This is a genomic window from Streptomyces sp. NPDC003943, from assembly GCF_053605265.1.
The window spans coordinates 26653-49273 of the sequence record NZ_JBSGIW010000041.1; the positions used below are offsets into that span (position 1 = coordinate 26653).

General features: G+C 71.9%; 22 protein-coding genes. 5 read left to right on the forward strand and 17 right to left on the reverse strand.

What is annotated here, in order from left to right; genetic code table 11:
* Positions 1-70: 70 nt before the first annotated feature.
* Positions 71-565: a hypothetical protein gene (locus ACWEV0_RS18600; protein WP_453150375.1), complete on the reverse strand. Its 495-nt coding sequence runs from the start codon at positions 563-565 to the stop codon at positions 71-73.
* On the reverse strand, positions 562-3048 hold the full coding sequence (locus ACWEV0_RS18605) for a molybdopterin oxidoreductase family protein (protein ID WP_453150376.1): 2487 nt from the start codon (positions 3046-3048) through the stop codon (positions 562-564). Before ACWEV0_RS18605 ends, ACWEV0_RS18600 begins: the two co-directional genes overlap by 4 nt.
* A gap of 168 nt (positions 3049-3216) precedes the next feature.
* On the opposite strand from ACWEV0_RS18605, the gene ACWEV0_RS18610 reads away from it, so the two are divergent.
* The 4 genes from ACWEV0_RS18610 to qcrB all read left to right on the forward strand — a co-directional run bounded on the left by ACWEV0_RS18610 (position 3217) and on the right by qcrB (position 7726).
* A complete protein-coding gene (locus ACWEV0_RS18610) occupies positions 3217-4050 on the forward strand; it encodes an SDR family NAD(P)-dependent oxidoreductase (RefSeq protein WP_453150377.1) in 834 nt (277 codons plus the stop codon).
* Entirely contained in the window at positions 4047-5225 is a 1179-nt protein-coding gene (locus ACWEV0_RS18615; RefSeq protein WP_453150378.1) for a zinc-dependent alcohol dehydrogenase, read from the forward strand. Before ACWEV0_RS18610 ends, ACWEV0_RS18615 begins: the two co-directional genes overlap by 4 nt.
* A gap of 94 nt (positions 5226-5319) precedes the next feature.
* Positions 5320-5907 carry a DUF6328 family protein gene (locus ACWEV0_RS18620; RefSeq protein ID WP_453150379.1) on the forward strand — a complete coding sequence of 196 codons (588 nt, stop codon included), beginning with the start codon at positions 5320-5322 and terminating at the stop codon, positions 5905-5907.
* A gap of 109 nt (positions 5908-6016) precedes the next feature.
* Positions 6017-7726 carry a cytochrome bc1 complex cytochrome b subunit gene (gene qcrB / locus ACWEV0_RS18625; protein WP_453150380.1) on the forward strand — a complete coding sequence of 570 codons (1710 nt, stop codon included), beginning with the start codon at positions 6017-6019 and terminating at the stop codon, positions 7724-7726.
* A gap of 118 nt (positions 7727-7844) precedes the next feature.
* On the opposite strand, the gene ctaF is transcribed toward qcrB, so the two are convergent.
* Positions 7845-8243 (reverse strand): aa3-type cytochrome oxidase subunit IV, encoded by a 399-nt coding sequence (ctaF, locus tag ACWEV0_RS18630; protein WP_453150381.1) that lies wholly within the window; start codon positions 8241-8243, stop codon positions 7845-7847.
* Entirely contained in the window at positions 8240-9979 is a 1740-nt protein-coding gene (gene ctaD, locus ACWEV0_RS18635) for an aa3-type cytochrome oxidase subunit I (RefSeq protein ID WP_453150382.1), read from the reverse strand. The genes ctaF and ctaD overlap by 4 nt, the downstream gene beginning before the upstream one ends.
* A gap of 275 nt (positions 9980-10254) precedes the next feature.
* Here ctaD and ACWEV0_RS18640 point away from each other — a divergent pair, with 275 nt between their 5' ends.
* Entirely contained in the window at positions 10255-10530 is a 276-nt protein-coding gene (locus tag ACWEV0_RS18640; RefSeq protein WP_453150383.1) for an isoamylase early set domain-containing protein, read from the forward strand.
* A 61-nt stretch (positions 10531-10591) separates the two neighbouring features.
* On the opposite strand, the gene hypE is transcribed toward ACWEV0_RS18640, so the two are convergent.
* The 13 genes from hypE to ACWEV0_RS18705 all read right to left on the reverse strand — a co-directional run bounded on the left by hypE (position 10592) and on the right by ACWEV0_RS18705 (position 22543).
* Positions 10592-11632, reverse strand: coding sequence for a hydrogenase expression/formation protein HypE (gene hypE / locus ACWEV0_RS18645; protein ID WP_453150407.1), 1041 nt, complete (start codon positions 11630-11632; stop codon positions 10592-10594).
* Positions 11633-11681: 49 nt separating this feature from the next.
* Positions 11682-12866 carry a hydrogenase formation protein HypD gene (hypD, locus tag ACWEV0_RS18650; RefSeq protein WP_453150384.1) on the reverse strand — a complete coding sequence of 395 codons (1185 nt, stop codon included), beginning with the start codon at positions 12864-12866 and terminating at the stop codon, positions 11682-11684.
* Positions 12863-13183, reverse strand: coding sequence for a HypC/HybG/HupF family hydrogenase formation chaperone (locus ACWEV0_RS18655; RefSeq protein WP_453150385.1), 321 nt, complete (start codon positions 13181-13183; stop codon positions 12863-12865). Before ACWEV0_RS18655 ends, hypD begins: the two co-directional genes overlap by 4 nt.
* A 10-nt stretch (positions 13184-13193) precedes the next feature.
* Positions 13194-15596 (reverse strand): carbamoyltransferase HypF, encoded by a 2403-nt coding sequence (gene hypF / locus ACWEV0_RS18660; RefSeq protein ID WP_453150386.1) that lies wholly within the window; start codon positions 15594-15596, stop codon positions 13194-13196.
* Positions 15593-16288, reverse strand: a complete 696-nt coding sequence (hypB, locus tag ACWEV0_RS18665) for a hydrogenase nickel incorporation protein HypB (RefSeq protein WP_453150387.1) — start codon at positions 16286-16288, stop codon at positions 15593-15595. Before hypB ends, hypF begins: the two co-directional genes overlap by 4 nt.
* Complete coding sequence (locus ACWEV0_RS18670; RefSeq protein ID WP_453150388.1) at positions 16276-16686, reverse strand: hydrogenase maturation nickel metallochaperone HypA/HybF; 411 nt, start codon at positions 16684-16686, stop codon at positions 16276-16278. The genes hypB and ACWEV0_RS18670 overlap by 13 nt, the downstream gene beginning before the upstream one ends.
* Before the next feature lie 169 nt (positions 16687-16855).
* On the reverse strand, positions 16856-16975 hold the full coding sequence (locus ACWEV0_RS18675; RefSeq protein ID WP_453150389.1) for a DUF6893 family small protein: 120 nt from the start codon (positions 16973-16975) through the stop codon (positions 16856-16858).
* A gap of 20 nt (positions 16976-16995) precedes the next feature.
* On the reverse strand, positions 16996-17523 hold the full coding sequence (locus tag ACWEV0_RS18680) for a hydrogenase maturation protease (protein ID WP_453150390.1): 528 nt from the start codon (positions 17521-17523) through the stop codon (positions 16996-16998).
* The gene (locus tag ACWEV0_RS18685; RefSeq protein WP_453150391.1) at positions 17520-18917 is read right to left on the reverse strand and encodes a hypothetical protein; all 1398 of its coding nucleotides are present in this window, start codon (positions 18915-18917) and stop codon (positions 17520-17522) included. Before ACWEV0_RS18685 ends, ACWEV0_RS18680 begins: the two co-directional genes overlap by 4 nt.
* On the reverse strand, positions 18914-19552 hold the full coding sequence (locus tag ACWEV0_RS18690; protein WP_453150392.1) for a DUF6084 family protein: 639 nt from the start codon (positions 19550-19552) through the stop codon (positions 18914-18916). The genes ACWEV0_RS18685 and ACWEV0_RS18690 overlap by 4 nt, the downstream gene beginning before the upstream one ends.
* Positions 19549-20205 carry a DUF5947 family protein gene (locus ACWEV0_RS18695; RefSeq protein WP_453150393.1) on the reverse strand — a complete coding sequence of 219 codons (657 nt, stop codon included), beginning with the start codon at positions 20203-20205 and terminating at the stop codon, positions 19549-19551. The genes ACWEV0_RS18690 and ACWEV0_RS18695 overlap by 4 nt, the downstream gene beginning before the upstream one ends.
* Positions 20202-20762, reverse strand: coding sequence for a hypothetical protein (locus tag ACWEV0_RS18700; RefSeq protein WP_453150394.1), 561 nt, complete (start codon positions 20760-20762; stop codon positions 20202-20204). Before ACWEV0_RS18700 ends, ACWEV0_RS18695 begins: the two co-directional genes overlap by 4 nt.
* Positions 20759-22543: a nickel-dependent hydrogenase large subunit gene (locus tag ACWEV0_RS18705; RefSeq protein WP_453150395.1), complete on the reverse strand. Its 1785-nt coding sequence runs from the start codon at positions 22541-22543 to the stop codon at positions 20759-20761. Before ACWEV0_RS18705 ends, ACWEV0_RS18700 begins: the two co-directional genes overlap by 4 nt.
* Positions 22544-22621: the final 78 nt, after the last annotated feature.

The window sequence follows — 22621 nt, forward strand, 5'->3', positions numbered from 1 at the left end:
TCCGCGCGTTCGACTCCGCGATCGGCTCCACGCGTCGGCTCCACGGTCGGCTCCACGCGGCGCCAGGACGTCACAGGGCGGCGGCGAGGACCTGGGGCGAGAGGTTCTTGATCATGGTGTTGGTCCAGCGCATCTGGCGCAGCGTCCGGGGGTGGCAGGAGGAGGCGAGGGAGAGCAGCCGGGTGTCCTTGGACGCCTGTGCGACCTGGGCGAGCATCTCCCAGTGCAGTGAGTTGCGGGTCGCGGCCAGATGCACCTCACGCAGGTCGCGCAGGAGCAGCAGGCCCGGTTCGGGCAGATCGCCCCCCGTGTCGGAGGTGGTCGTCGTGAACGCGGCGAAGGGCGCCCCGGCGGAGTCGCCGGGCTCGTCGTCGAGGTCCAGGCCGTAGTGGGACGCCGCGTCGGCCAGGCGCTGGAGGTGTTCCCGGGACCAGGCGGCGACGTCGGTGGCCACGTGGTGGACCTCGTGCTCGGCGCGGTGGCGCTCCGACAGGTGCTCCAGTTCACCGACGAGGTGCCCCTCGCCGTGGTGGAGGGCGCGCAGAGCCAGTTCGATGCCGTTCACCGGCGGTCCTCCTTCCGGTCCCAGGCGGTGTCGGGGGTCTGCGACACGTGCGCCGCCGGTCCTCCGGCGGTGGCGGCCGGATCCTGCGCGGCGGCCGGGGCGGAGGCGGTGGTGGTGGGGGCGGGCGAGGGTTCTCCGTCGCTCCGGGCGACGAGCGTGAGCGCGGCCGCGGCGGTCTTGAACAGCGGCTGCTTGGAGGCCGGGTCCCAGTCGGTGATCGTCGTCTCGTTGGCGGCGCGGCCCGGCGTGCCGGGGCCGGGGCCCGTGCCGGCGGGGGTGTCCCAGTAGCCGTAGTGGAAGGGGACGAAGAGCACGCCCGGCCGCAGGTCGGTGACGCGCAGCCGTCCCCGCAGGGCTCCGCGTGAGGCGGTGACTTCCACGAGGTCGCCTTCCGCGAGGTCGAGCCGTTTGGCGTCGCCGGCCGAGATCTCCACCCATACGTCGGGAGCCGCCGCGTTCAGCTGCGGTGCGCGGCCGGTCTTGGTGCGGGTGTGGAAGTGGTAGAGGGTGCGGCCGGTCGTCAGCTGGAAAGGGAACTCATCGGTCGGGGCCTCGTGCGGAGGCAGATAGGCGGCGCTCTTGAGCATGGCCCTGCCCTCGGGGTTGCGGGCGCGGTAGTCCGTGGCGCTGTCGGCCGCCCCGGTCACCAGGTCCTTGCCGTAGTCCTCGCACGTCTCGGGGTGGGCCCAGCGGATGCCGTCGGTGTAGAGGCGTGGGGTTCCCTCGGGTGCCTCCTCGTCGACCGGCCACTGGATGCCGCTGCCACGGCGCAGCATGTCGTAGGTCAGGCCCGTGTAGTCGCACGGCCGGCCGGCGCTGCAGCGCTTCCACGCCTCGAAGGCGGAGGCCGGGTCCCGCCAGGTGATCAGCGGCCCGCCGTCCTTGTCGCGGAAGTCCATGCGGCGGGCGTAGTCGAGGAAGATGTCGAGATCGGGCCGGGCCTCGCCCGGTGGTTCGACGGCCCTGTCGGACAGGTGGACCGTGCGGTCGGCGTTGGTGAAGGTGCCGGTCTTCTCCCCCCAGGTCGCGGCGGGCAGCACGACGTCGGCGTACTGGGCCGTCTCGGTGCGGAACAGGTCCTGGACGACGAGGAACAGGCGGTCCTGGGCGAGGATCGAGCGGATCCGGGCGAGTTCCGGCAGGGACACGGCGGGATTGGTCCCGCTGATCCACAGCATGCGGATCGAGCCCTGTTCGGCGTAACGGAACATCTGCATGGCGTGCGTGGGCGGCGCGTAGTGCGGGATGGCCGTGGGTTCGACGTTCCACACTTCGGCCAGTTCCGCCACGTGGGCGTCGTTCTGCCAGTTGCGAAAGCCCGGCAGGTCTCCGTCGGCTCCGCATTCGCGGGTGTTCTGGGCGGTGGGCTGCCCGTTCATCTGCAGCACCCCCGCGCCGGGCCTGCCCAGCATTCCCCTGATCAGATGCAGGTTGTTGACCTGGACGGCCGCCGCGGTGGCCTGGTGGGACTGGTAGACGCCCTGCAGCACCGTGGACAGCAGCCGGTCGGCGCCGCCCAACAGCTCGGCGGCCTCGGTGACGAGCGCGGCCGGGACGTCGCAGATCCCGGCCGCCCACTGCGGCGTGCAGTGCTCGACCTGGGCGGCGAGCTCCTCGAAGCCGACCGTGTGCGCCTCGACGTACGCGTGGTCGACCCGGTCCGTGCGGATGATCTCGTGCAGCAGGGCGTTGAGCAGCGCCAGGTTCGTGCCGGTGCGCGGGGCGAGGTGCACGGTCGCCCGGCGGGCCACCGGAGTGGGCCGGGGGTCGACGCACAGCAGCCGGGGCGGGTCGGTGCCTTCGAGCCGGTCCAGGACGCGCATCCACTGCACGGGCTGGGTCTCGGCGAGGTTGTGGCCGAAGAGCGCGATGACGTCTGCGTGGTCGATGTCGTCGAAACTGCCGGGCTGCCCGTCGCAGCCGAACGTCTCCTTGAGCGCCTCGGCGGCGGTGGCCGTGCACAGGCGGGTGTTGCCGTCGAGATGGCTGGTCCCGATCCCGGCCCGGGCGAGCACCGCGAGTGTGTAGTACTCCTCCAGGAACAGCTGTCCGCTGGTGTAGAAGCCGATGGAGCCCGGGCCCCGTTCGTCGAGGAGGGCGCGGGAGCGGGACACCACACGGCTCATCGCGGTCTCCCAGTCGCTCTCCACGAGCCGTCCGTTCTCACGGACCAGGGGGCGGGTGAGCCGGTCGGGTGAGGCGTTGGCCTGCCATCCGAAGAGGTCCTTCGGCCCGAGCCGGCCGCGGTTGACCCGGTCGGTCGCCCGTCCCCGTACACCGACCATCCGTCCGTCGACCACCGCGATGTCCATGGCGTCCCCGTCGGAGTGGAGGATCGAAGCGGTCTGGACCCACTGCTGCACCTGTTCGGGCCGGAGCCCCCCGGCCAGGTAGGTGTCCACCCGGGCCGGCCACTCCCTGTGCCGCCCGTGCGGCACCCGGCTGCCCCAGGGCTCGCGGATCCGGTCCACCGAAGACTCCATGCCGACCTCCTCGACGCGGTCCGTGGACCGACCCGTCATCGGTACCCGCGCGTCACGGCGCCTGACGCGGGCTGTCTTCCGGCACGGCGCCTGGTCTGCCGAACGCTCGATGCGGAAGCCCGCGGATCGTTTCGCGTACCCGCCGTCGGACGGGGCACTCGGCCGGACATGAACGCAATCAGGCCATTGGCGGTAGTGACCGGAGCTTCGAGCGGTATCGGGTACGAGCTGGCGCGCCAGCTGGCCGAGCGCGGATACGACCTCGTCATCAACGCCGAGGACGACGTCCGGCTCCAGAAGGCGGCGCAGCGGATCCGGCAGGCGGGCACGGAGGTGGACGTCGTGCGCGCCGACCTGCGGCGGTACGAGGACGCCGAGCGCCTGTGGCAGACGGTCGCCGCCCGTGGCCGCCCGGTCTCGGTCGTCGCCCTCAACGCGGGGGTGGGACAGGGCGGCGCGTTCGCCGAGACGGATCTGGCCGACGAGCTGGAGATCGTCGATCTCAATGTGCGCTCCACCGTGCACCTGACGAAGCGGGCGGTGCGGCACATGGTGGAGCGCGACGAGGGGAGCGTACTGATCACCTCCTCCATCGCCTCGACGATGCCGGGATCGTTCCAGGCCGTCTACAACGCGTCGAAGTCCTTCCTGCAGTCGTTCTCACAGGCGGTGCAGAACGAGCTCAAGGACTCCGGCGTCACCGTCACCGCCCTGATGCCCGGGCCCACCGACACCGACTTCTTCCGTCGCGCGGACATGCTCGACACGAAGGTCGGCCGGCAGGACAAGGACGACCCCGCGGACGTGGCCGGGCAGGGCCTGGCCGCGATGGAGTCCGGGAGCGACAAGGTCGTCGCGGGTTCGGTGAAGACCAAGGCGCAGGAGCTCCTCAACAAGGTGCTGCCGGACGCGCTCAAGGCGGAAGGGCACCGCAGGATGGCCGAACCGGACAGCGGCGACGGACACGCTCCGGCCGCGGCGGGCGAGGAGGAGTCACGATGAAGGCGCTGACCTGGCACGGCACGGCCGACGTGCGCGTCGACACCGTCGCGGACCCGGTGATCGAGCAGCCGACGGACGTGATCGTCAAGGTGACGACCACCGGACTGTGCGGTTCCGACCTGCACCTCTATCAGGTGTTCGGTCCGTTCCTCGAAGAGGGCGACATCCTGGGCCACGAACCGATGGGCATCGTCGAGGAAGCGGGCCCGGAGGTCAGCGAGGTGGGCCCCGGCGACCGGGTCGTCGTGCCGTTCAACGTCTCCTGCGGCACCTGCTTCATGTGCCGGCAGGGCCTCCACTCGCAGTGCGAGACCACCCAGGTCCACGAGCACGGCATGGGAGCGTCCCTCTTCGGCTACACCAAGCTCTACGGCCAGGTGCCCGGCGGCCAGGCCGAGTACCTGCGGGTGCCCTTCGGCAACGACCTGCCCGTCAAGGTCCCCGACGGCCCGCCGGACGACCGGTTCGTCTATCTCTCCGACGTCCTGCCGACGGCCTGGCAGGCCGTCCAGTACGCCGCCGTCCCTCCGGGCGGCAGCCTCGCCGTGCTCGGCCTCGGCCCCATCGGCGACATGTGCACCCGCGTCGCGGCCCACCTCGGCGTGGACACGGTCATCGGCATCGACCTCGTGCCGGAACGGCTGGACCGGGCACGCGGGCACGGCGTCCGGGTCTTCGACCTGGACCAGGACGGCCTCGTGGCCGCGGTGCGGGACCTGACCGACGGCCGCGGACCGGACGCGGTCATCGACGCGGTGGGCCTGGAAGCCCACGGCGCGCCGATGGTGGCGGGAGCCCAGAAGGTGACCGGGCTGCTGCCGGGCCGGCTGGCGGCCGGCCTGATGAAGCGCTTCGGGGTGGACCGACTCTCCGCCCTGTACCTGGCCATCGAGCTGGTCCGCCGGGGCGGCACCGTCTCCCTGTCGGGCGTCTACGGTGGCATGGCCGACCCCCTGCCGATGATGACCCTGTTCGACAAGCAGATCCAGCTGCGCATGGGGCAGGCCAACGTGTGGCGCTGGATACCGGACCTGCTGCCCCTGGTCACCGACGGCGACCCGCTGGGCGTCGAGGACTTCGCCACCCACCGGCTGCCTCTCCGCGAGGCACCGGATGCGTACGCCATGTTCCAGAAGAAGCAGGACGGCGCCGTCAAGGTGCTGTTCAACCCCTGAGTTGCACACGGCGCCGGAAGGGCACCCGCCTCGGAGAGCGGGACCGCGAGTTCCAGGAGGTGACCGTCATGGTCACGAACGGTACGTCTCCCACGTGCGGCGGTGCCCCGTGATCTCCCGGGCCGCCAACGTGGGCGAACGTCAGGAGACCTGCGACGAGCGGGCCGACCGCCTCTGGTCGGACCTCATGCACGAGGTACGCGTCGTCCTGACCGTCGTGCAGCTGCTGCTGGCCTTCCTCCTGGCGGCGTCGTTCACCCCCGCGTACGGGCTGCTCGACCACACCGACCGGCTGCTCTACCTCGTCTGCGTGCTGAGCGGCGCCGGAGCGACGGCGGCACTGACAGGTCCGGTCGCCCTGCACCGGCTCGTCACCGGCCTTGAGGTCAAGTCCGAGACGGTCGCCTGGGCTTCGCGGCTGGTGGCGACCGGCATGGTCCTGCTGCTGGCCATGACCGTTCTCGGGATTCTCGTCGTCCTCCGTCACATCACCGGGGCCGTCCCGGCGCTCCTCCTGGCCGCCCTCCTGGCGCTGTGGTGGATCGCGTGCTGGGCCCTGCCCGCCCTTCTCGTGCGCCGTCGCATCCGCGCGCGACTGCCGGACGTACGGTCGGCCCGGGCTGCCTCGACCGTGATGCGCGCACGCGGGACACGGCTTTCGGTCCACGGCCGCGCCGACTAATTCCACCGTGCGGCCCACACGTCGGCGTGGCCCCACTCTTTTGAGGGTCCGGGCGGGTGAGGGTCGGCATTGACGCCCCACCGCCTCGTGCAGACCTCAGGAGAGCACAGTGTTCCTTCGGAAGCGTCGCGCCCGATGGCGGGCCCAGGCCGAGGACGCGGCAAAGCGCGGCCTCACGGCCGCGGACGGCCGGCTGCCCCTGTCCGAGCTCGCCCGGGCCGCACTGCGCAAGGCGTTCCCCGACCACTGGGCCTTCCTCCTCGGGGAGATCGCCCTCTACTCGTTCGTCGTCCTGCTGCTCACCGGGGTCTACCTCACCCTGTTCTTCGACCCCAGCATGGTCGAGACCACGTACGACGGCCCTTACGTCCCCCTCCAGGGACAGCCGATGACGCAGGCCTACACCACGACGCTGTACCTCAGCTTCGAGGTGCGGGGCGGGCTGCTGATCCGGCAGGTGCACCACTGGGCGGCCCTGGTCTTCCTGGCCGCCGTCGCCGTGCACATGCTCCGCGTGTTCTTCACCGGCGCGTTCCGCAAGCCCCGGGAGGCGAACTGGGTGCTCGGCGTGACGCTGTTCATCCTGGCCATGGTGGAGGGTTTCGCCGGGTACTCGCTCCCCGACGACCTGCTGTCCGGGACCGGGCTGCGGACGGCGGCGACCATCGTGGGGTCGATCCCGGTCGTGGGCACGTATCTGGAGATGGCCGTGTTCGGCGGGCAGTTCCCCGGCCACGTGGTGATCCCGCGCCTGTACGTGCTGCACGTACTGCTCGTGCCGGCCCTGCTGGTGGCCGTGGTCACGGCGCACCTCCTGCTGGTCTTCTACCTGAAGCACACGCAGTGGGCCGTGCCGGGCCGGACCAACCGCAACGCGGTCGGGCAGCCGATGGTCCCGCACTTCGTCACCAAGTCCACCGGGCTGTTCCTGCTGGTCTTCGGGACGCTGACGATCATGGGGGCGATCGCGCAGGTCAACCCGGTCTGGAACTACGGTCCCTACCGGGCGGACCAGGATTCGGCCGGCTCCCAGCCGGACTGGTACGTCGGGTTCCTGGAGGGCGGCATGCGGCTGATGCCTCCCTGGGAGACGAACGTGGCGGGGCACACGATCATGTGGAACGTCTTCGTGCCCACACTGGTGCTGCCGGGCGTCCTGTTCACCGGTCTGCTCTTCTACCCACTGATCGAGAGGTGGCTGACGGGCGACCGCGCCGAGCACCATCTGTGCGACCGGCCGCGCAACCGCCCGGCCCGCACGGGCCTCGGCGTGGCCGGCATCGTCTTCTACGCCGTGCTGCTGCTGGCCGGCGGCAACGACGTCATCGCGTTCGGCTTCCGGCTCTCGGTCGAGGCGATCACCTGGATCCTGCGCATCGCGCTGATCGTGGCGCCGGTCCTGGCCTTCGCCGTGACCCGGCGTCTCTGCCTCGCCCTGCAGGAACGCGACCGCCGCAGGCTCTCCGAGGGCGAGGAGACCGGAGCGGTGGGACAGGCGGTCCACGGCGAACTCTCCGCCGGACACCGGGCCGTGGTGCCCGCGGTGCGCTATCGCCTGTTGATGCGCGAGACCCCCGAGCCGCTGGCGCTCCCCGACGAGGAGCGTGTCGCCCGTCGGCGGCGGCTTCGGGTCGCGGCGAGTCGCTGGTTCCAGGGGCGCCAGGTCGACCTCCCGGCGACGGAGAAGGAGCGTGCGGCCGTGGAGGAGCGCATGGCGCCGCCGGTGCGGGCCGACGGCCGGACGGACGACGCCTCCGAGGGCCCTGGTGGCCCGGAGGGTTCTCCGCACGCGGCGAAGGCGGCCGAGCAGACCGACTGAAACCCGGTCTGGTGCCCGGTGCGGCCCGACCCGGGCCGCACCGGGCCGAGTCCGGTCACGTCGGTCCGCGCCCGTCCGAGTCCGCCGGCACCGGTCCGACCGCCCCGGCCCGTGTCCGCTACCGCCGGTCCCCGTCGCCGGCGTACTGGAACACCAGGCCCGCGACACCCGCGCCGACCACGCCCGCCCCGAGCAGGAACAGCCAGACGGCGTACACCGCCCCCACGGCGAGCACGCTCGCCCCGACGGCGATCAGCACGGGCCAGGCGCTGTGCGGCGGGAAGAAGTCCAGCGGTCCGGAGCGTTCCCGTACCTCTCCGTCCGTGCGGTCCTCGGGGCGCTGCCCGATCAGCTGGTACCGGCGGGAGAAGAAGAAGGTCACGAGCAGCGCCATGAGGGTGGCGACGGTGAGCGCCGCCGTCCCCGCCGGCTCCGCCCCGGACCACACGGCGTACAGGACGTCCACGACGAGGAAGAACCCCGCCACGCCGGCGAACACGACGGCCTCGGTCTTCATGAGCGCTCCTCCTGCGACGGACCTTCGGGGCTGTGCAGCGTGTGGCGGGCGCCGGCCTCGGTCTCCGGATGATTCAGGTCGAAGGCCGGCGAGTCGGAACGGACCCGGGGGATAGCGGCGAAGTTGTGCCGCGGCGGAGGGCAGGAGGTCGCCCACTCCAGGGAACGGCCGTAACCCCACGGGTCGTCGGTCCGCACCCGGGGAGCCTTGGTCGCGGTGCGCCACACGTTGTAGAGGAAGGGCAGGGTCGACAGGCCCAGGAGGAAGGCACCGATGGAGGACACCGTGTTGAGGACGGTGAAGCCGTCGGCGTCGAGGTAGTCGGCGTAGCGGCGCGGCATGCCGGACTCCCCCAGCCAGTGCTGGACCAGGAAGGTCGTCTGGAAGCCGGTGAAGAGGCTCCAGAAATGGATCCGGCCGAGGCGTTCGTCGAGCAGGCGCCCGGTCCACTTGGGCCACCAGAAGTAGAAGCCCGCGAACATCGCGAAGACCACCGTGCCGAACAGGACGTAGTGCAGGTGGGCGACGATGAAGTACGAGTCGGTGAGGTGGAAGTCGAGCGGCGGCGAGGCGATCAGCACGCCGCTCAGGCCGCCCAGCAGGAAGGTGACCAGGAAACCGACCGCGAACAGCATGGGTGTCTCGAAGGAGAGACTGCCGTGCCACATCGTGCCGATCCAGTTGAAGAACTTGATCCCCGTGGGGACGGCGATGAGGAAGGACATGAGGGAGAAGAAGGGCAGCAGGACGGCGCCCGTGGCGAACATGTGGTGCGCCCACACGACGGCCGAGAGCATCGTGATGGTGACGGTGGCTCCCACCATGCCGACGTAGCCGAAGAGCGGTTTCCTGCTGAACACGGGGATGATCTCGCTGATGATGCCGAAGAACGGCAGCGCGACGATGTAGACCTCCGGGTGGCCGAAGAACCAGAACAGGTGCTGCCAGAGCAACGCGCCGCCGGCTTCCGAGTCGTAGACGTGCGCGCCGAGCTTCCGCTGCGCCTCGAGGGCGAGCAGGGCGGCCGTGAGCACCGGGAAGGCGAGCAGCGCGAGGATGGAGGTGAAGAGCACGTTCCAGGTGAAGATCGGCATCCGGAACATCGTCATGCCCGGGGCGCGCAGGCAGACGATGGTGGTGATGAAGTTGACGGCGGTCAGCGTGGTGCTCACGCCGGACAGGACCAGGCCCATGGTCCACAGGTCGCCGCCCGGGCCGGGTGAGAACACCGGGCCGTTCAGCGGGGCGTAGGCGAACCAGCCGAACGACGCGGCGCCGCCGGGTACGACGAGACCCGACACGACGACGAGTCCGCCGCCGAGGTAGAGCCAGTAGCTGAGGGCGTTCAGCCGTGGGAAGGCCATGTCCGGGGCGCCGATCTGCAGCGGCATCACCGCGTTGGCGAATCCGGCGAACATGGGCGTGGCGAACAGCAGCATCATCACCGTGCCGTGCACGGTGAACAGCTGGTTGTACTGGGCTGCGCTCACGATCTGGAGTCCTGGTCGGGCGAGCTCCGCGCGCATCAGCATGGCCAGCGTGCCGGCCAGCAGGAAGAACCCGAACGAGGTGACCATGTAGAGGTAGCCGATCACCTTGTGGTCGGTGGTCGTCAGCAGTCCCATGATGCGCACGCCCGTACCGAGCGCGCCGCGGGGGCTCTCCGTCGGCGCCTCCGGCTCGGTCGCACTCCACTCCGGCACCTCTCGCGGCGGTCCTGTGCCGTCCCGTTCCATGCGTTGTCCACCCCAATGCCTCGGTGTGCGGTCGGTGCCCCGATCCTGGTTCCTGAACGTCTCCGAGGAGCCGACGCGGGGGGCGACACGCACCGGAATTCACCGGTTCACCGCCGCGCCCGTTGACGGGTGCGCCGTTCCGTCCGTCCACACAGCCGACGCGGTACCACCGAACCGGGTGACCCCGTGCTCGTGTCGGGCGCGTACGACGGGAGCCGGAGGCGCCGGGGCCGAGGATGCACCCGTCGCAGTCATCTCTTCCGACAGGAGCCGACATGCTCGAACGCAAGAAGGTCAAGGGCCGTACCCAGGTCACGTTCGTCCTGCCCGACCACACCCCGGCCGGCCCCGTCAGCGTCGTCGGGGACTTCAACCACTGGAACCCCTACGCCCACCCGCTGGCACCGCGTGGTGACGGCACCCGCGCCGCCACGGTCACCCTGCCGGCCCACACCAGCCACGCCTTCCGCTATCTCGCGGCGGACGACCACTGGTTCGACGACGAGGCCGCCGACCACCACGACGGCACCAACAGCCGTCTGAACACCTGACCTCCTGACGCCGTCCCGGTGGGCGACGACACACGCCGTTCGCCGCCCACGGGTTCCCGGCTCAGCAGATCCGCGGCAGCTGCTCCCCGAGCGGCATGTCCACCACCCGCGTGCCGCCCAGGCCGGTACGGGCGACGACCATGCCGGGATGTTCCTCCACGGTCTCGCCGATGACGGTCGCGCCCGCCCCGAGCGGGTGGGCGCGCATCGCGGCCAGGACGGGTTCCGCGTGCTCGCGCGGTACGAAGGCCACCAGCTTGCCCTCGTTCGCGACGTACATCGGGTCGAGGCCGAGGATCGCGCAGGCGTTGGCCACGGGCTCGGGGACGGGCACGGCGCGCTCCTGGAGGACCACGCCGGTGCCCGAGGCGGCCGCGATCTCGTTGAGCGAGGCGGCCAGACCTCCGCGGGTGGGGTCGCGCAGCACGTGGAGATCCGGCGTGACCGCGAGCATCGTCTCGACGAGACCGCCGAGTGCCGCGCAGTCGCTCTCGATCTCCACGCCGAACTCCAGGCCCTCGCGCACGCTCATGACGGCCACGCCGTGGACGCCGACGGGCCCGCTGACGATCACCACGTCACCGGGGACGACGCGCTGTGGACGGAGATCCACACCGTCGGGCACGAGGCCGATCCCGGAGGTGTTGATGTAGACGCCGTCCCCGTGGCCGGCCTCCACGACCTTGGTGTCGCCGGTGACCACCTGGACGCCGGCCGTACGCGCGGCGGCGCCGAGGGCGTTCGCCACCCGGGCGACGACGTCGGTCCCGACGCCTTCCTCGAGGATGAAGCCGCAGGACAGGTAGGCCGCCCTGGCGCCGCTCATCGCGAGGTCGTTCACGGTTCCGTTGACGGCCAGGTCGCCGATGCTGCCGCCGGGGAAGAAGAGCGGACGCACCACGAAGGTGTCGGTGGAGAAGGCCAGCCGGGCGCCGCCGAGTTCGAGCGCGGCGGCGTCCGTGGTGACCGAGAGCGCCGGGCCACCGAAGGCGGGTGCGAAGATCTCCTCGACCAGTTCGGCGGAGAGAGCGCCGCCGCCGCCGTGGCCCATCACGATCTGCGCCTGGTCCCGCAGAGGTGCCGGGCAGGTCCAGGCGAGCATGTCGGGCGCCTGGTCCGTGGCGGTCGTGACGGTGCTGCCCGTGGTCGTGTCAGACAACGGAACTTCCTTCCCGGGGAGGGACGTTCGAGGACGGGGTGACCGGGATCGGAACTCCCGGTGCCGGGGCCCGCCGCCCCGGAGAGCCGAGGTCGAGCCGCCGGTAGAGGTAGTAGGCGGCGCAGGCCCCCTCGCTGGAGACCATCGTGGCGCCCAGCGGGGAGCGGGGCGTGCACAGGGTGCCGAAGGCTTCGCACTCGTTGGGCTTGAGCAGGCCCTGCAGGACCTCTCCACTGCGGCATTCGGCCGGTTCGCGGGTGTCGATCCCCTCGACGGAGAAACGGATCTCGGCGTCGTAGTCGCGATAACGCTCCGACAGCCGCCAGCCGCTGTCCGGGATGACGCCGATCCCGCGCCACGACCGGTCGGTGACCTCGAAGACGTCGTCGAGCATGGCCCTGGCGGCCGGGTTGCCGTCGGCCCGCACGGCACGGGGGTAGGCGTTGTCGACGGTGTGCTCGCCCCGCTCCAGCTGGAGCACCGTCCTCCGTACCCCTTCGAGGATGTCCAGGGGTTCGAACCCGGTGACCACGATCGGCACCCGGTGCCGTGCGGCGAGCTCGGGGTACTCCGCCGTTCCCATCACGCTGCAGACGTGGCCGGCAGCGAGGAAGCCCTGTACGCGGCAGTCCGGGGACCGCATGATCGCCTCGATCGCGGGCGGCACCCGGACGTGGGAGACCAGGAGGCTGAAGTTACGGATGCCCAGTCTGCGCGCCTGGTGGACCGTCATCGCGTTGGGCGGGGCGGTGGTCTCGAAACCGATGCCGAAGAACACCACCTCGCGCCGCGGATTCTGCTCGGCGATCCGCAGGGCGTCGAGCGGGGAGTAGACGACCCGGACGTCGCCGCCCCGCGCGCGCACCTGGAAGAGGTCCCGGCCGGTGCCGGGGACCCGCAGCATGTCCCCGAACGAGCAGAAGATCACGCCGGGGCGGGAGGCGATCTCCAGGGCCTTGTCGATGACCTCCAGTGGTGTCACGCACACCGGACAGCCCGGCCCGTGGATCAACTCGATCTGCTCCGGCAGGAGTTGGTCGATGCCGTGCCGGATGATGCTGTGGGTCTGGCCGCCGCAGACCTCCATCAGCGCCCACGGCCGGGTCACCGTCGCGTGGATCTCGTCGAGCAGCCGCCGGGCCAGCTCGGGGTCCTGGAACTCGTCGATGTACTTCACGGGTGCACCTCTCCGGCGACGCCCTCGCGCGCCTGCCGTTCTCCTTCGGCCGTCCCGGCGGCCGTCTCCCACGGGTCGCCGAACTCCTCCTGGAGCATGCCGAGGTTCTCGAACAGCTCCAGCGTCCTCCTGGCCGACTCCTCGTCCAGACGCTGCAGGGCGAATCCGACGTGGACGATCGCGTACTCGCCCACCTGCAGGTCGGGGAGATACTCCAGGCAGACCTCCTTGACCACGCCGCCGAAGTCGACGGTGGCCATCCGGGTGCCGTCCCGGTCCTCGACGTCCAGCACCCTTCCGGGGACTGCCAGACACATGTGCGTCTCCTCACTGTCGCTGTCGTGATCGCGCGCCCGGGGCCGGGCCGGTGGTGACACGTCCGGCCACGACCAGCTGGCCGAGGGCCAGCCCGCCGTCGTTCGGCGGCACCAGGCGGTGGCGAAGGACGGTGAAGCCGTCCCGGCGCAGAGCACGGTCACAGGCCGAGGCCAGCACCGTGTTGGCGAACACTCCCCCGGTCAACGCCACGGTCTCCACGCCGAGTTCGCCGCGGGCCGCGGCGCAGATGGTGTGCACCAGCCGGGCCACGGCGTGGTGGAACCGGGCCGCGACGAGGGCCGCCGGAGTGCCGCCGCGCACGTCGTCGGCGATCGCGGCCAGCAGCGGGGCGGGGTCGGCCGAGAGCGGGCGGCCCGGTCGCGGAGCCGTCAGACGGAAGGCGTAGCGCGCGTCGTCCTCCGCGGCCGGCGCACGGAGAGCCGCGGCCTCCAGCTCGACGGCCGCCTGCGCCTCGTGACCGGCGAGGTGGCGGATTCCCGCGAGCGAGGCGACGGCGTCGAAGAGGCGGCCCATGCTCGATGTCGGTACGCAGTTGAGTCCGCGCGCCAACTGCTGTTCGAGCACGCTCAGTTCACCGGGCGGGCACGCCTCGACGCACGGCAGCGCGGGGTCGAACGGGAGGCCGGCGGCGGACAGGTGCGCGAGGGCCATGCGGTACGGGCGCCGAACGGTCGCGTCCCCGCCGGGAAGCGGCACGTAGGCGAGGTGCGCGAACCGCGAGAACCCCTGGTAGTCAGCGAGCAGGAACTCGCCGCCCCACACGGCGCCGTCGAGGCCGTAGCCGGTGCCGTCGAAGGCGACTCCGAGGACGGGGCGGCTGCCGTCGAGGCCGTTCTCCGCCATGGCGGAGGCGATGTGCGCGTGGTGGTGCTGCACGCGCACGACCGGGCGTCCCGCCGCGTGCCGGACCGCCCAGCGCGCGGACCGGTACGCGGGGTGGTGGTCCACGGCGAGCAGGCCGGGCCTGACGCCCGTGACGGATTCCAGCTGCCGCTCGGCCGCGGTGAGGGCCAGCTGCGTCGCCAGGGTGTCCATGTCGCCGATGTGCGCGGACAGCCAGGCCTGGTGGCCCTGGCCGAGGCAGAACGTGTTCTTCAGGTCCCCGCCGACGGCGAGGGCGGGGACGACCTCGACCGGCAGGGTGAGCGGCAGCGGGGCGTAGCCGCGGGAGCGGCGCAGCACGAGCGGTTCGCCGTCACGGACGCGTACGACGGAGTCGTCGCAGGGGACGTGGATCGGGCGGTCGTGCGTCAGCCAGGCGTCCGCCAGACCGGCGAGCCTGACGAACGCGTCCGCCTCGTCGGTGACGATGGGTTCGCCGGAGAGGTTTCCACTGGTCATGACCAGGAGCCGGGGCCCCGGCTCGGGGGCGCCGACTCCGAGGAGCAGGTGGTGCACCGGGGTGTACGGGAGCATGACGCCGAGGTCCGGACTGCCGGGGGCCACCTCCGGCGCCGGGAGGGTGCCGGACGGCGGCGGGGTGTCACGGCGTCGCAGGAGGACGACGGGGCGGACGCGCCCGGTGAGGAGTTCGCGCTCCGCCGGGCCGAGGTGCACCAGGGGCTCGATGTCCGCGAGCTCCGCCGCCATCACCGCGAACGGTTTGGTCCCGCGTGCCTTGCGCCGGCGCAGTTCGGCGACCGCCGCGGAGTTCGTGGCGTCGCAGGCCAGGTGATAACCGCCCAGGCCCTTGACCGCGAGGATCGCGCCCGCCGCGAGCATCCGCCGGGCGGCGGTCACCGGGTCGACGCGCGGGTCCGCCGGGGCCGAGGGGCCCGGTCCGGCGACCAGTCGCATTCGGGGGCCGCACTTCGGGCAGGCCACTGGCTGCGCGTGGAACCGCCGGTCCGCCGGGTCCGCGTACTCCCGCGCGCAGTCGGGGCACATGGGGAAGCCGGCCATGGTCGTGTGGGCGCGGTCGTAGGGCAGGCCGGTGACGATGGTGAACCGGGGCCCGCAGTGGGTGCACGTCACGAAGGGGTGCAGGTGTCTCCGGTCGGCGGGGTCGGCGAGTTCCGCGAGGCAGTCGTCGCAGGTGGCCGTGTCCGGCGGGACGAGGGTCCGGACGTCGCCGTCCTGGCGCGAGGGGACGATGGTGAAGCCGCTGCCGCCGCGCGGGGCGACGCCGGTCGTCTCGACGGACTCCACCCGGGCCAGCGGCGGCGCCTCGGGCCCGACGCGGGCGCAGAACGCCGCCACGTCCGCGGGGTCTCCCTCGACCTCGGCCACGACGCCGTCGGGGGTGTTGGTGACGTGGCCGGACAGTCGCAGGCCGGTGGCGAGGGCGTAGACGTACGGCCGGAAGCCCACGCCCTGGACGACTCCGCGCACGACGACACGGTGGCGCAGGGCGGGCGTCGGGGGTGCGGCGACCGGTCGTACGGCGGTCACGCGCCGGCCCGGGCCATCACGGGGGTGTGGGTGTCGGCGCCCTCGGCAGCGGCCAGGGCCCGGTCGAGCAGCGTTCCGGCGCCGCGGCCGTCGCGCGCGGAGGTGAGGAGGACCTCGACGCCGGGGTTGACCTGTTCCACGTTGCGGCGGAAGGCCGCCTCGTCGAACTCGGCGGCCGCGGCGAGGTCTGTCTTCGTGACGACCACCAGCTGGGCGAGGCCGAAGGCGGTGGGGTATTTGAGGGGCTTGTCCTCGCCCTCGGTGACCGAGGCGAGGACGACGCGGAGGGATTCGCCGAGGTCGTAGCCGGCCGGGCAGACGAGGTTGCCGACGTTCTCCACGAACAGCAGCCGGGTGGCCTCGGGCAGCCAGTCGTGCAGGTGCCGGGCGACCATGTCGGCCTCCAGGTGGCACAGGCCGTCGGTGTGCACCTGCTTGACGGGGACGCCCGCCCGGGCCAGGCGTTCGGCGTCGTTCTCGGTGGCCAGGTCCGCGGTGAGCGCGGCCGTGCCGACGCCCCGCTCGACGGCCCGCCGCAGTACGCGCTCCAGCAGGGCGGTCTTTCCGCTGCCGGGGCTGGAGAGCAGGTTGATCACCGTCGTACCGCGGGCGGTCAGTTCGGCGCGCAGGATGCCCGCCGCGGCTTCGTTCCTCGCGAGGATCGCCCGCTGCAGGTCGACTACTCGGCACATGATCGGCTCTTCTCGGTGGTGGGTTCGCTGCGTGGTGCGCCGCTCGCGGCGGGTTCGGCCCAGCGGACCTCCCGGATCCGCAGTTCGCGGCCGGAGACGAGCTCGACGGCGGCTCCCCCGCAGCCGGGGCAGAGCAGGCGTGGCGGCATGCCGACCTCCCAGACCCGGGAGCAGGGCTCGCAGCGTGCGGTCCCCGGCACCGTCGTCGTGATCAGTTCGGCGCCCTCGACGAGCGTTCCGGCGCAGGCGAGTTCGAAACAGAAGGCGAGCGAGTCGGCGACGATGCCGGCCAGCTCACCCATCTCCAGGCGGATGCTGCGGACCCCCGTGGCCCCGCGGGACCGCGCGGCCGTCTCGACCTGGTCGACGACGGCCAGGGCGACGGACATCTCGTGCATCGCTCTCCGTCCCGGGGCTGCGGTGTCTCTGGGCCGCCATTACAGGACGGGAGCAGCCGCGGGTGCCGCCCGGCTCGCCGGAAGAGCGCGGAGCTGTCGTCCGTTCGGTGCAGCCGAACCGGGCGACGGCGCCCACGGCGGGGGCGCGGGCAGCGGATCCTGCGGTGGGTCACATCCTGCTGATGCGCAGGTAGCGCTGGAGGTCGGGGAGGAGCGCTTTGAGGACGGCCACGAGGGTCAGGGCGGCGGTGACGGCGACGAAGGTGGTGCCGATGACGTTCTTGTTCATGCTGCTCTCCGTGTCGGGCTTCAGACGACGACTTCCCGGCTGACGAGTTCGGTCACCATGCGGACCGCTTCGGGCAGTGCGGCGGCGACCTGCGGGCTGAGTCCCACGCCTTCGTCGAGGCAGGCGGGTTCGCAGCCGACGACGAGGATCCTGCGCGGCGGCGCGGCGCCCGTTCCCGCGCACAGGGTGTCCAGGAGGGCGAGGACGGCGTCGGGCGCCATCCGGTGGCCGTCGAGCGGCACGGCGTGCGGGTCGGTGAGCCGGCCGTCCGGCGCCGTGGCGTCGATCAGGTAGAGCGTGCCCGGCGCGCCGCCCCGTGCGGTGGCGTCGACGAGGACGAGGGTGTCCCAGCCGTCGAGGAGCCGGTAGGCGAGGTGGACGCCGCGGATTCCGACGTCCGACACCTCGACGTGGGGCGGCAGTCCCTGTCCGGCGAGGAGGCGTACGGTCTCGACGCCGAAGCCGTCGTCGCCGAGGAAGACGTTGCCGACGCCCGCCACGAGGGTGCGCGGGGCGGAGCGGGGCTCGGGGGGCCCGGGTTCGTTCACACGTCCTCCAGTGCGTGCACCTCGTCGGGCTGGAAGTAGAGGAACCGGCCCTGTTCCCGCCGGATGTCGGCGCCCGGGTCGTCCTCCAGGGTCACGGCGATGTGCACCCCGCCGTCGACGTCGTGCAGCACGGCTTCGACCAGGGCGCTGCGGCCGTCCACGAACAGGTCCTGGGCGTCGGTCCGGCGCAGCCGGGGGCGGAGGAGCACCCTGCTGCCCGCCCGGACGGCGTGTCCGTCGACGAGGACGTGGTCTCTGGCGGGGTCGACGGAGGGGTCGCCCGCCGGGTCCCACCACGGGGTGTCCGGTGCGAGGAGGTCCGCCCCGGGCGGGTGCTCGGGCGCGGTGACCTCCCGCAGGCTGCGTACGGCTCCGTGCAGCCGTTCCAGCACCTCCGGCGGCATGGTGTCCGCCAGGTCGATCACGGCCGCGGCGCGTGCGTCGGTCCCCCGTGCCTCGCGCTTCTCCTCGTCGGTGAGGGCCGCGGTGCGCAGGGCGAGGATCTCGTCGATCTCGGTGGCGTCGTAGAGCGCTCCCGGGCTCTCGGGGGCGATGGCCGGGTGGTCGTCGAGGATGATCGGCGAGGAGAGCACGAGGTCGGCGCGGCCCGGTTCGCCGGCCAGGACGGGCCAGGTGTGCCGGTTGTCGCAGGAGGCCACGGCGCCCCTGGCCCATTCCGGCGGGTCGGTCATGGACAGGAAGGAGCCGGCTTCGAGGCGAAGCAGGGTGTGCGTGGCGACCAGGGAGTACGCGAGCGCCGCGTGCCGGTCGGCGTCCGGCAGGGCGGGCCGGCGGGTGGTGTTCTCGACCGTGACGGACAGCCGCTCGACCCGGTACGGGCCGTCGAGTTCCGCCGCCGAGATCCGTACGGTGCCGCTGATCTCCTCGCGGCGGCGCACCAGTCGGCCGCGGACCCGCCCGTCGGCGTCGGTGACCTCCTCGGTCTCCTCGGCGGCGGGGCGGGTGAAGGGCACGGTCACGCCCGCGCCCGCCAGTTCGCCGACGGGGACGGCGAGGGCGATCCGCTCCTCGACGCCCTCGTCCCAGGTCGGCAGGACCCGGTCCGCCAGGCGCAGTTCGGTGACGGGCACGTGACCGCCGTCGTCGCGCAGTGCCTCCACGGTCCGCCGCTGGACGTGCAGGAAGCGGACCTCCAGGGCGAGTTCGGCGCCCGCCCTGGGCTCCATCAGGCACTCGGTGTGCTGCACGGAGGGCTCGCCGGCGGCGCTCCAGGACGGCGGAACGAGCACGCCGAACTGCCAGCGGAACCTGTTCTTCGCGGCCGACGCCCGGTACGGGTAGAGCACGTACCCCTCGAAGAGGACGGCGTCGGCGACCTGCCGGGCGACGGCGAGTCGTGTCTCGGTGCCGGGAGTGAAGACGCTGGTGGTCATCGTGTCCGCTCCCCCGCCTCTCCGAGCAGGGACTCGACGGTGGCCTGCCAGGACGGCAGGGCCCGGCGCGACCGGTAGGCGAGCAGGGCGTCCATCGCGTCGCTCGGGAGCCGGATCCAGCCGCACCCCGGGAAGTGCTGGTCGATCATCTCGCGCCAGACCTTCACGGGCATCCGGTGGACGACCTCCTTGTCCCAGGGCACGGGCTCGACGTGGAAGCCGCCGGCGCCGGTGAACGCGGTCCCGGAGAACAGCAGGAGCAGCGGTACCTCGCCGCCCGAGAGCGCGCGGAAGTAGCGGGTGGCGGCGATGTCGGTGTCGTAGGTGCACGGTACGACGAGGTCGGTCTCGATCTCGCCGGTGAAGCCGGGGACCATCACGGAGACCTGGGCGAACTGCACGGGGTTCAGGCTGCTGCCCCACCGGGACCGTTCGCCGAACAGGTCGCCCAGGGCCTCGGCCTCCTGGTCGTCGTATCCGCGCCGGGCCGGTTCGATACGGATCTGGCAGCGCAGCGCGAGTGCGTGCACCCGGGTCCCGGGTGTCGCGCTGACGCGCAGCCGGAACACGAGCGTCGGTCCGGCCGCGTAGGCGTCGGCGCGGACGCCGGTGCAGGCGAAGGAGAACTCGGTCACGGCCGGCTCCCCCGCACGTCGCGCGCCGATCCGCGGACGCGGGCGAAGACGGCGTCGAGGTCGGACCGTGCCTCCGCGCCTCCGTCGAAGCCCTGCCAGTGCAGTCGCATGCGGCCCACCAGTTCGTAGCAGACGTCGATCGGCACCAGGAAGCACTCCGTGCGCCCCTCGTGACGGCGCAGCAGCAGCGCCTCCACGTCGGGCTGGAGGAGGGCGGCGAGCCGGGTGGCGTCCAGGACGGACTGCCAGGTGGTGTCCTCCAGTTCGCTCTCGGTGGCGCCGGCGGGGCTCGGGTAGAGCGCCACCGCCGTGTCGAGGGCGGAGTTGTGGAAGAGGAAGGCGACCGAGACCGGGATGCGCAGCGTCTCCCACACGGTGTCGTCGACGCGGTGGGCCGGGTCGGCGAGGCAGCGGTCCGGAACGGCTCGGAAGCGGCCCCGCGCGGCGGCCGAGTGGTCCATGAGCTGTGTGCAGGCGCCGCAGGCGCAGACCAGGGTCCGCTTGTCGGTGTCGGCCAGGTGGCGGTGGCGCTCGCCGGCGAGCCGGGTCCCGCACAGTTCGCACCGCTCCTCCCGGGGCGGGCGCGCGGTGGTGAAGCGCCGCAGGCCGGTGGGCGCCGGGCGGGGCCCGGTACCGGTGGGGAGCCCGGTCACCGGGCGTCGCCCGAAGCGATGCCGGCCGTGGCCGCGCCGGGCGGGCGGGTGCCGATCTGGAGCAGCGCGGGCTCCGGCGCGTCCGCCGGTTCCAGTTCGACGCCGGTGACCTCGGGGGCGAAGCAGGCGAGGGCGTCCAGTGCCGCCTGCCGGGTCGTCTCCCGGGTGCTCGGGCATCCGCAGCCCGACGAGGCCGCGACGCCCAGCCGCAGCACCCCGCTCGCCGCGTCGAATCCGGCGTTCCGCACGGGCTGCGGCAGGCCGGACAGCGCCCGCTCGATGCGGGTGGGCAGGTCGTCCGGGTGCAGCCCGTGCAGGTTCAGCAGGCTCGCGACGAGTTCGTCCGCGAGCAGTGCGCCGAGCGGTTCCGCGGGGGGCCGGGCGCCGGGGCGGCCGAGGAGCTCGACGACGCGGGCGAGACCGCTGCCGTAGAACTCCATCAGGACCCGCACGAGGTCCTCGGCGGCGGCGACGGCATCGGCGTCACCCTGCTCCGCCAGCCGGTCGAGGAGCTCCTCGACCCGCCGGCCCGCCTGTTCGGCGGTCACGGCGCTCATCCGCCCAGTCCGCTCAGGCCGGTGGGCACGTGCATCGCCTTCACCGTCCGGCCGTTGCCGGTGTACATGTGCACACCGCACGGCAGGCACGGGTCGAAGCTCCGTACGGCGCGCATGATGTCGATGCCCTTGAAGTTCTCGGGCGGGTTCTCCTCGAAGATCGGGGTGTTCTGCACCGCGTCCTCGTAGGGGCCGGGGGTGCCGAAGGTGTCCCGGGTGGAGGCGTTCCACGGTGTGGGCGGATACGGGTGGTAGTTGGCGATCTTGCCGTCCCGGATCACCATGTGGTGGGAGAGGACGCCCCGGACCGCCTCGGTGAAGCCGACACCGATGGACTCGTCGGGCACCTCGAACTTCTCCCAGGTCTGGGTGCGTCCGGCGCGGACCTCCGCCAGGCCCTTCTCCGCGCAGTGCAGGGCCACGGCAGCCGCGTACGCCTGGAAGTAGGTCCGGGCGCGGTTGCGCTCCAGGGCGTTGCTCCACTGCGGGATCTTCCACTCGAAGGTGGTCTCCGGCTTGGTCAGCGTCCGGGGCAGGTTGATGACGACGCTGTGCCCGGTGGCCTTGACGTAGCCGATGTCGACCAGTCCGGACAGGGCGGTCGACCACAGCCGGGCGATGGGGCCGCCACCGGTGTCGAGCGCCAGGTGGTCCTTGCCGTCGAACCAGCGGGGCGACATCACCCAGCTGTACTTGTCGTCGAAGTTCCGCTTCTGCGGGGCGGGGATGGTGTGCTGGTTCCACGGATGACGGGGGTCGACCGGGTTGCCCAGCGGGTCGTGCGTGACGAACTGTTCCTGGCCTTCCCAGTCCTCGTAGTACGAGCTGCCGAGCAGGATGCGGATGCCGAGGTTGATCCGGGTGAGGTCGTTGGTCACGAGCTTGCCGTCGACGACGACGCCCGGGGTGACGAACATCCGCCGGCCCCAGTCGGTCATGTTGGCGTACGTGAAGTCGCAGTACTCGGGGTCGTTGAGCGCCCCCCAGCAGCCGAGCAGCACGCGACGCCGGCCGACCTCCTCGTAGCCGGGCAGGGCTTCGTAGAAGAAGTCGAAGAGGTCGTCGTGGAGCGGGACGACCCGCTTCATGAACTCCACGTAGCGCATGAGCCGGCTGAGGTAGTCGGTGAAGAGCTGCACCGACGCGATGGTGCCGACGCCGCCGGGGTAGAGCGTGGAGGGGTGCACGTGGCGCCCCTCCATCAGGCAGAACATCTCCCTGGTGTAGCGGCTGACCTGCAGCGCCTCGCGGTAGAACTCGCCTTCGAGGGGGTTGAGGGAGCGCATGATGTCGGCGATGGTCCGGTAGCCGTGTTCGGCGGCGTGCGGGGCCTCGGTGCGCTCGGCGAGTTCGAGCACGCCGGGGTTGGTCTCGCGGACCATCTTCTCGCAGTAGTCGACGCCGACCAGGTTCTCCTGGAAGATGTTGTGGTCGAACATGTACTCCGCGGACTCGCCGAGGTTGATGACCCACTCGCCCAGGTGCGGAGGCTTCACGCCGTACGCCATGTTCTGCGCGTACACGGAGCACGTGGCGTGGTTGTCGCCGCAGATGCCGCAGATGCGGCTGGTGATGAAGTGCGCGTCGCGCGGGTCCTTGCCGCGCATGAAGACGCTGTAGCCGCGGAAGACGGACGACGTGCTGTAGCACTCGGCGACCCGCCGCTGCTTGAAATCGATCTTGGTGTGGATGCCGAGACTGCCCACGATCCGGGTGATGGGATCCCAGGCCATCTCCACCAGGCCGCTGCCGTCCCCCGTCGTCTTCGCCGGAGATGCCATTGTCTGTACGGTGCCCTTCGTCGGTTCTTCGGTTTCACGAACGGTGCGGGGGTGAGGGGGTTTCCGGGCGGCCGGCCC

Coding starts and splice junctions, on each gene's coding strand:
- hypB (WP_453150387.1), bottom strand. CDS start 16,288: ATGTGCCGAGTAGTCGACCTGCAGCGGGCGATCCTCGCGAGGAACGAA.
- ACWEV0_RS18640 (WP_453150383.1), top strand. CDS start 10,255: ATGCTCGAACGCAAGAAGGTCAAGGGCCGTACCCAGGTCACGTTCGTC.
- ACWEV0_RS18685 (WP_453150391.1), bottom strand. CDS start 18,917: ATGACCACCAGCGTCTTCACTCCCGGCACCGAGACACGACTCGCCGTC.
- ACWEV0_RS18610 (WP_453150377.1), top strand. CDS start 3,217: ATGAACGCAATCAGGCCATTGGCGGTAGTGACCGGAGCTTCGAGCGGT.
- ACWEV0_RS18655 (WP_453150385.1), bottom strand. CDS start 13,183: ATGTGTCTGGCAGTCCCCGGAAGGGTGCTGGACGTCGAGGACCGGGAC.
- ACWEV0_RS18700 (WP_453150394.1), bottom strand. CDS start 20,762: ATGAGCGCCGTGACCGCCGAACAGGCGGGCCGGCGGGTCGAGGAGCTC.
- ACWEV0_RS18675 (WP_453150389.1), bottom strand. CDS start 16,975: ATGAACAAGAACGTCATCGGCACCACCTTCGTCGCCGTCACCGCCGCC.
- ACWEV0_RS18615 (WP_453150378.1), top strand. CDS start 4,047: ATGAAGGCGCTGACCTGGCACGGCACGGCCGACGTGCGCGTCGACACC.
- hypE (WP_453150407.1), bottom strand. CDS start 11,632: ATGCTCGCCTGGACCTGCCCGGCACCTCTGCGGGACCAGGCGCAGATC.
- ACWEV0_RS18670 (WP_453150388.1), bottom strand. CDS start 16,686: ATGCACGAGATGTCCGTCGCCCTGGCCGTCGTCGACCAGGTCGAGACG.
- ctaF (WP_453150381.1), bottom strand. CDS start 8,243: ATGAAGACCGAGGCCGTCGTGTTCGCCGGCGTGGCGGGGTTCTTCCTC.
- ctaD (WP_453150382.1), bottom strand. CDS start 9,979: ATGGAACGGGACGGCACAGGACCGCCGCGAGAGGTGCCGGAGTGGAGT.
- ACWEV0_RS18705 (WP_453150395.1), bottom strand. CDS start 22,543: ATGGCATCTCCGGCGAAGACGACGGGGGACGGCAGCGGCCTGGTGGAG.
- ACWEV0_RS18605 (WP_453150376.1), bottom strand. CDS start 3,048: ATGGAGTCTTCGGTGGACCGGATCCGCGAGCCCTGGGGCAGCCGGGTG.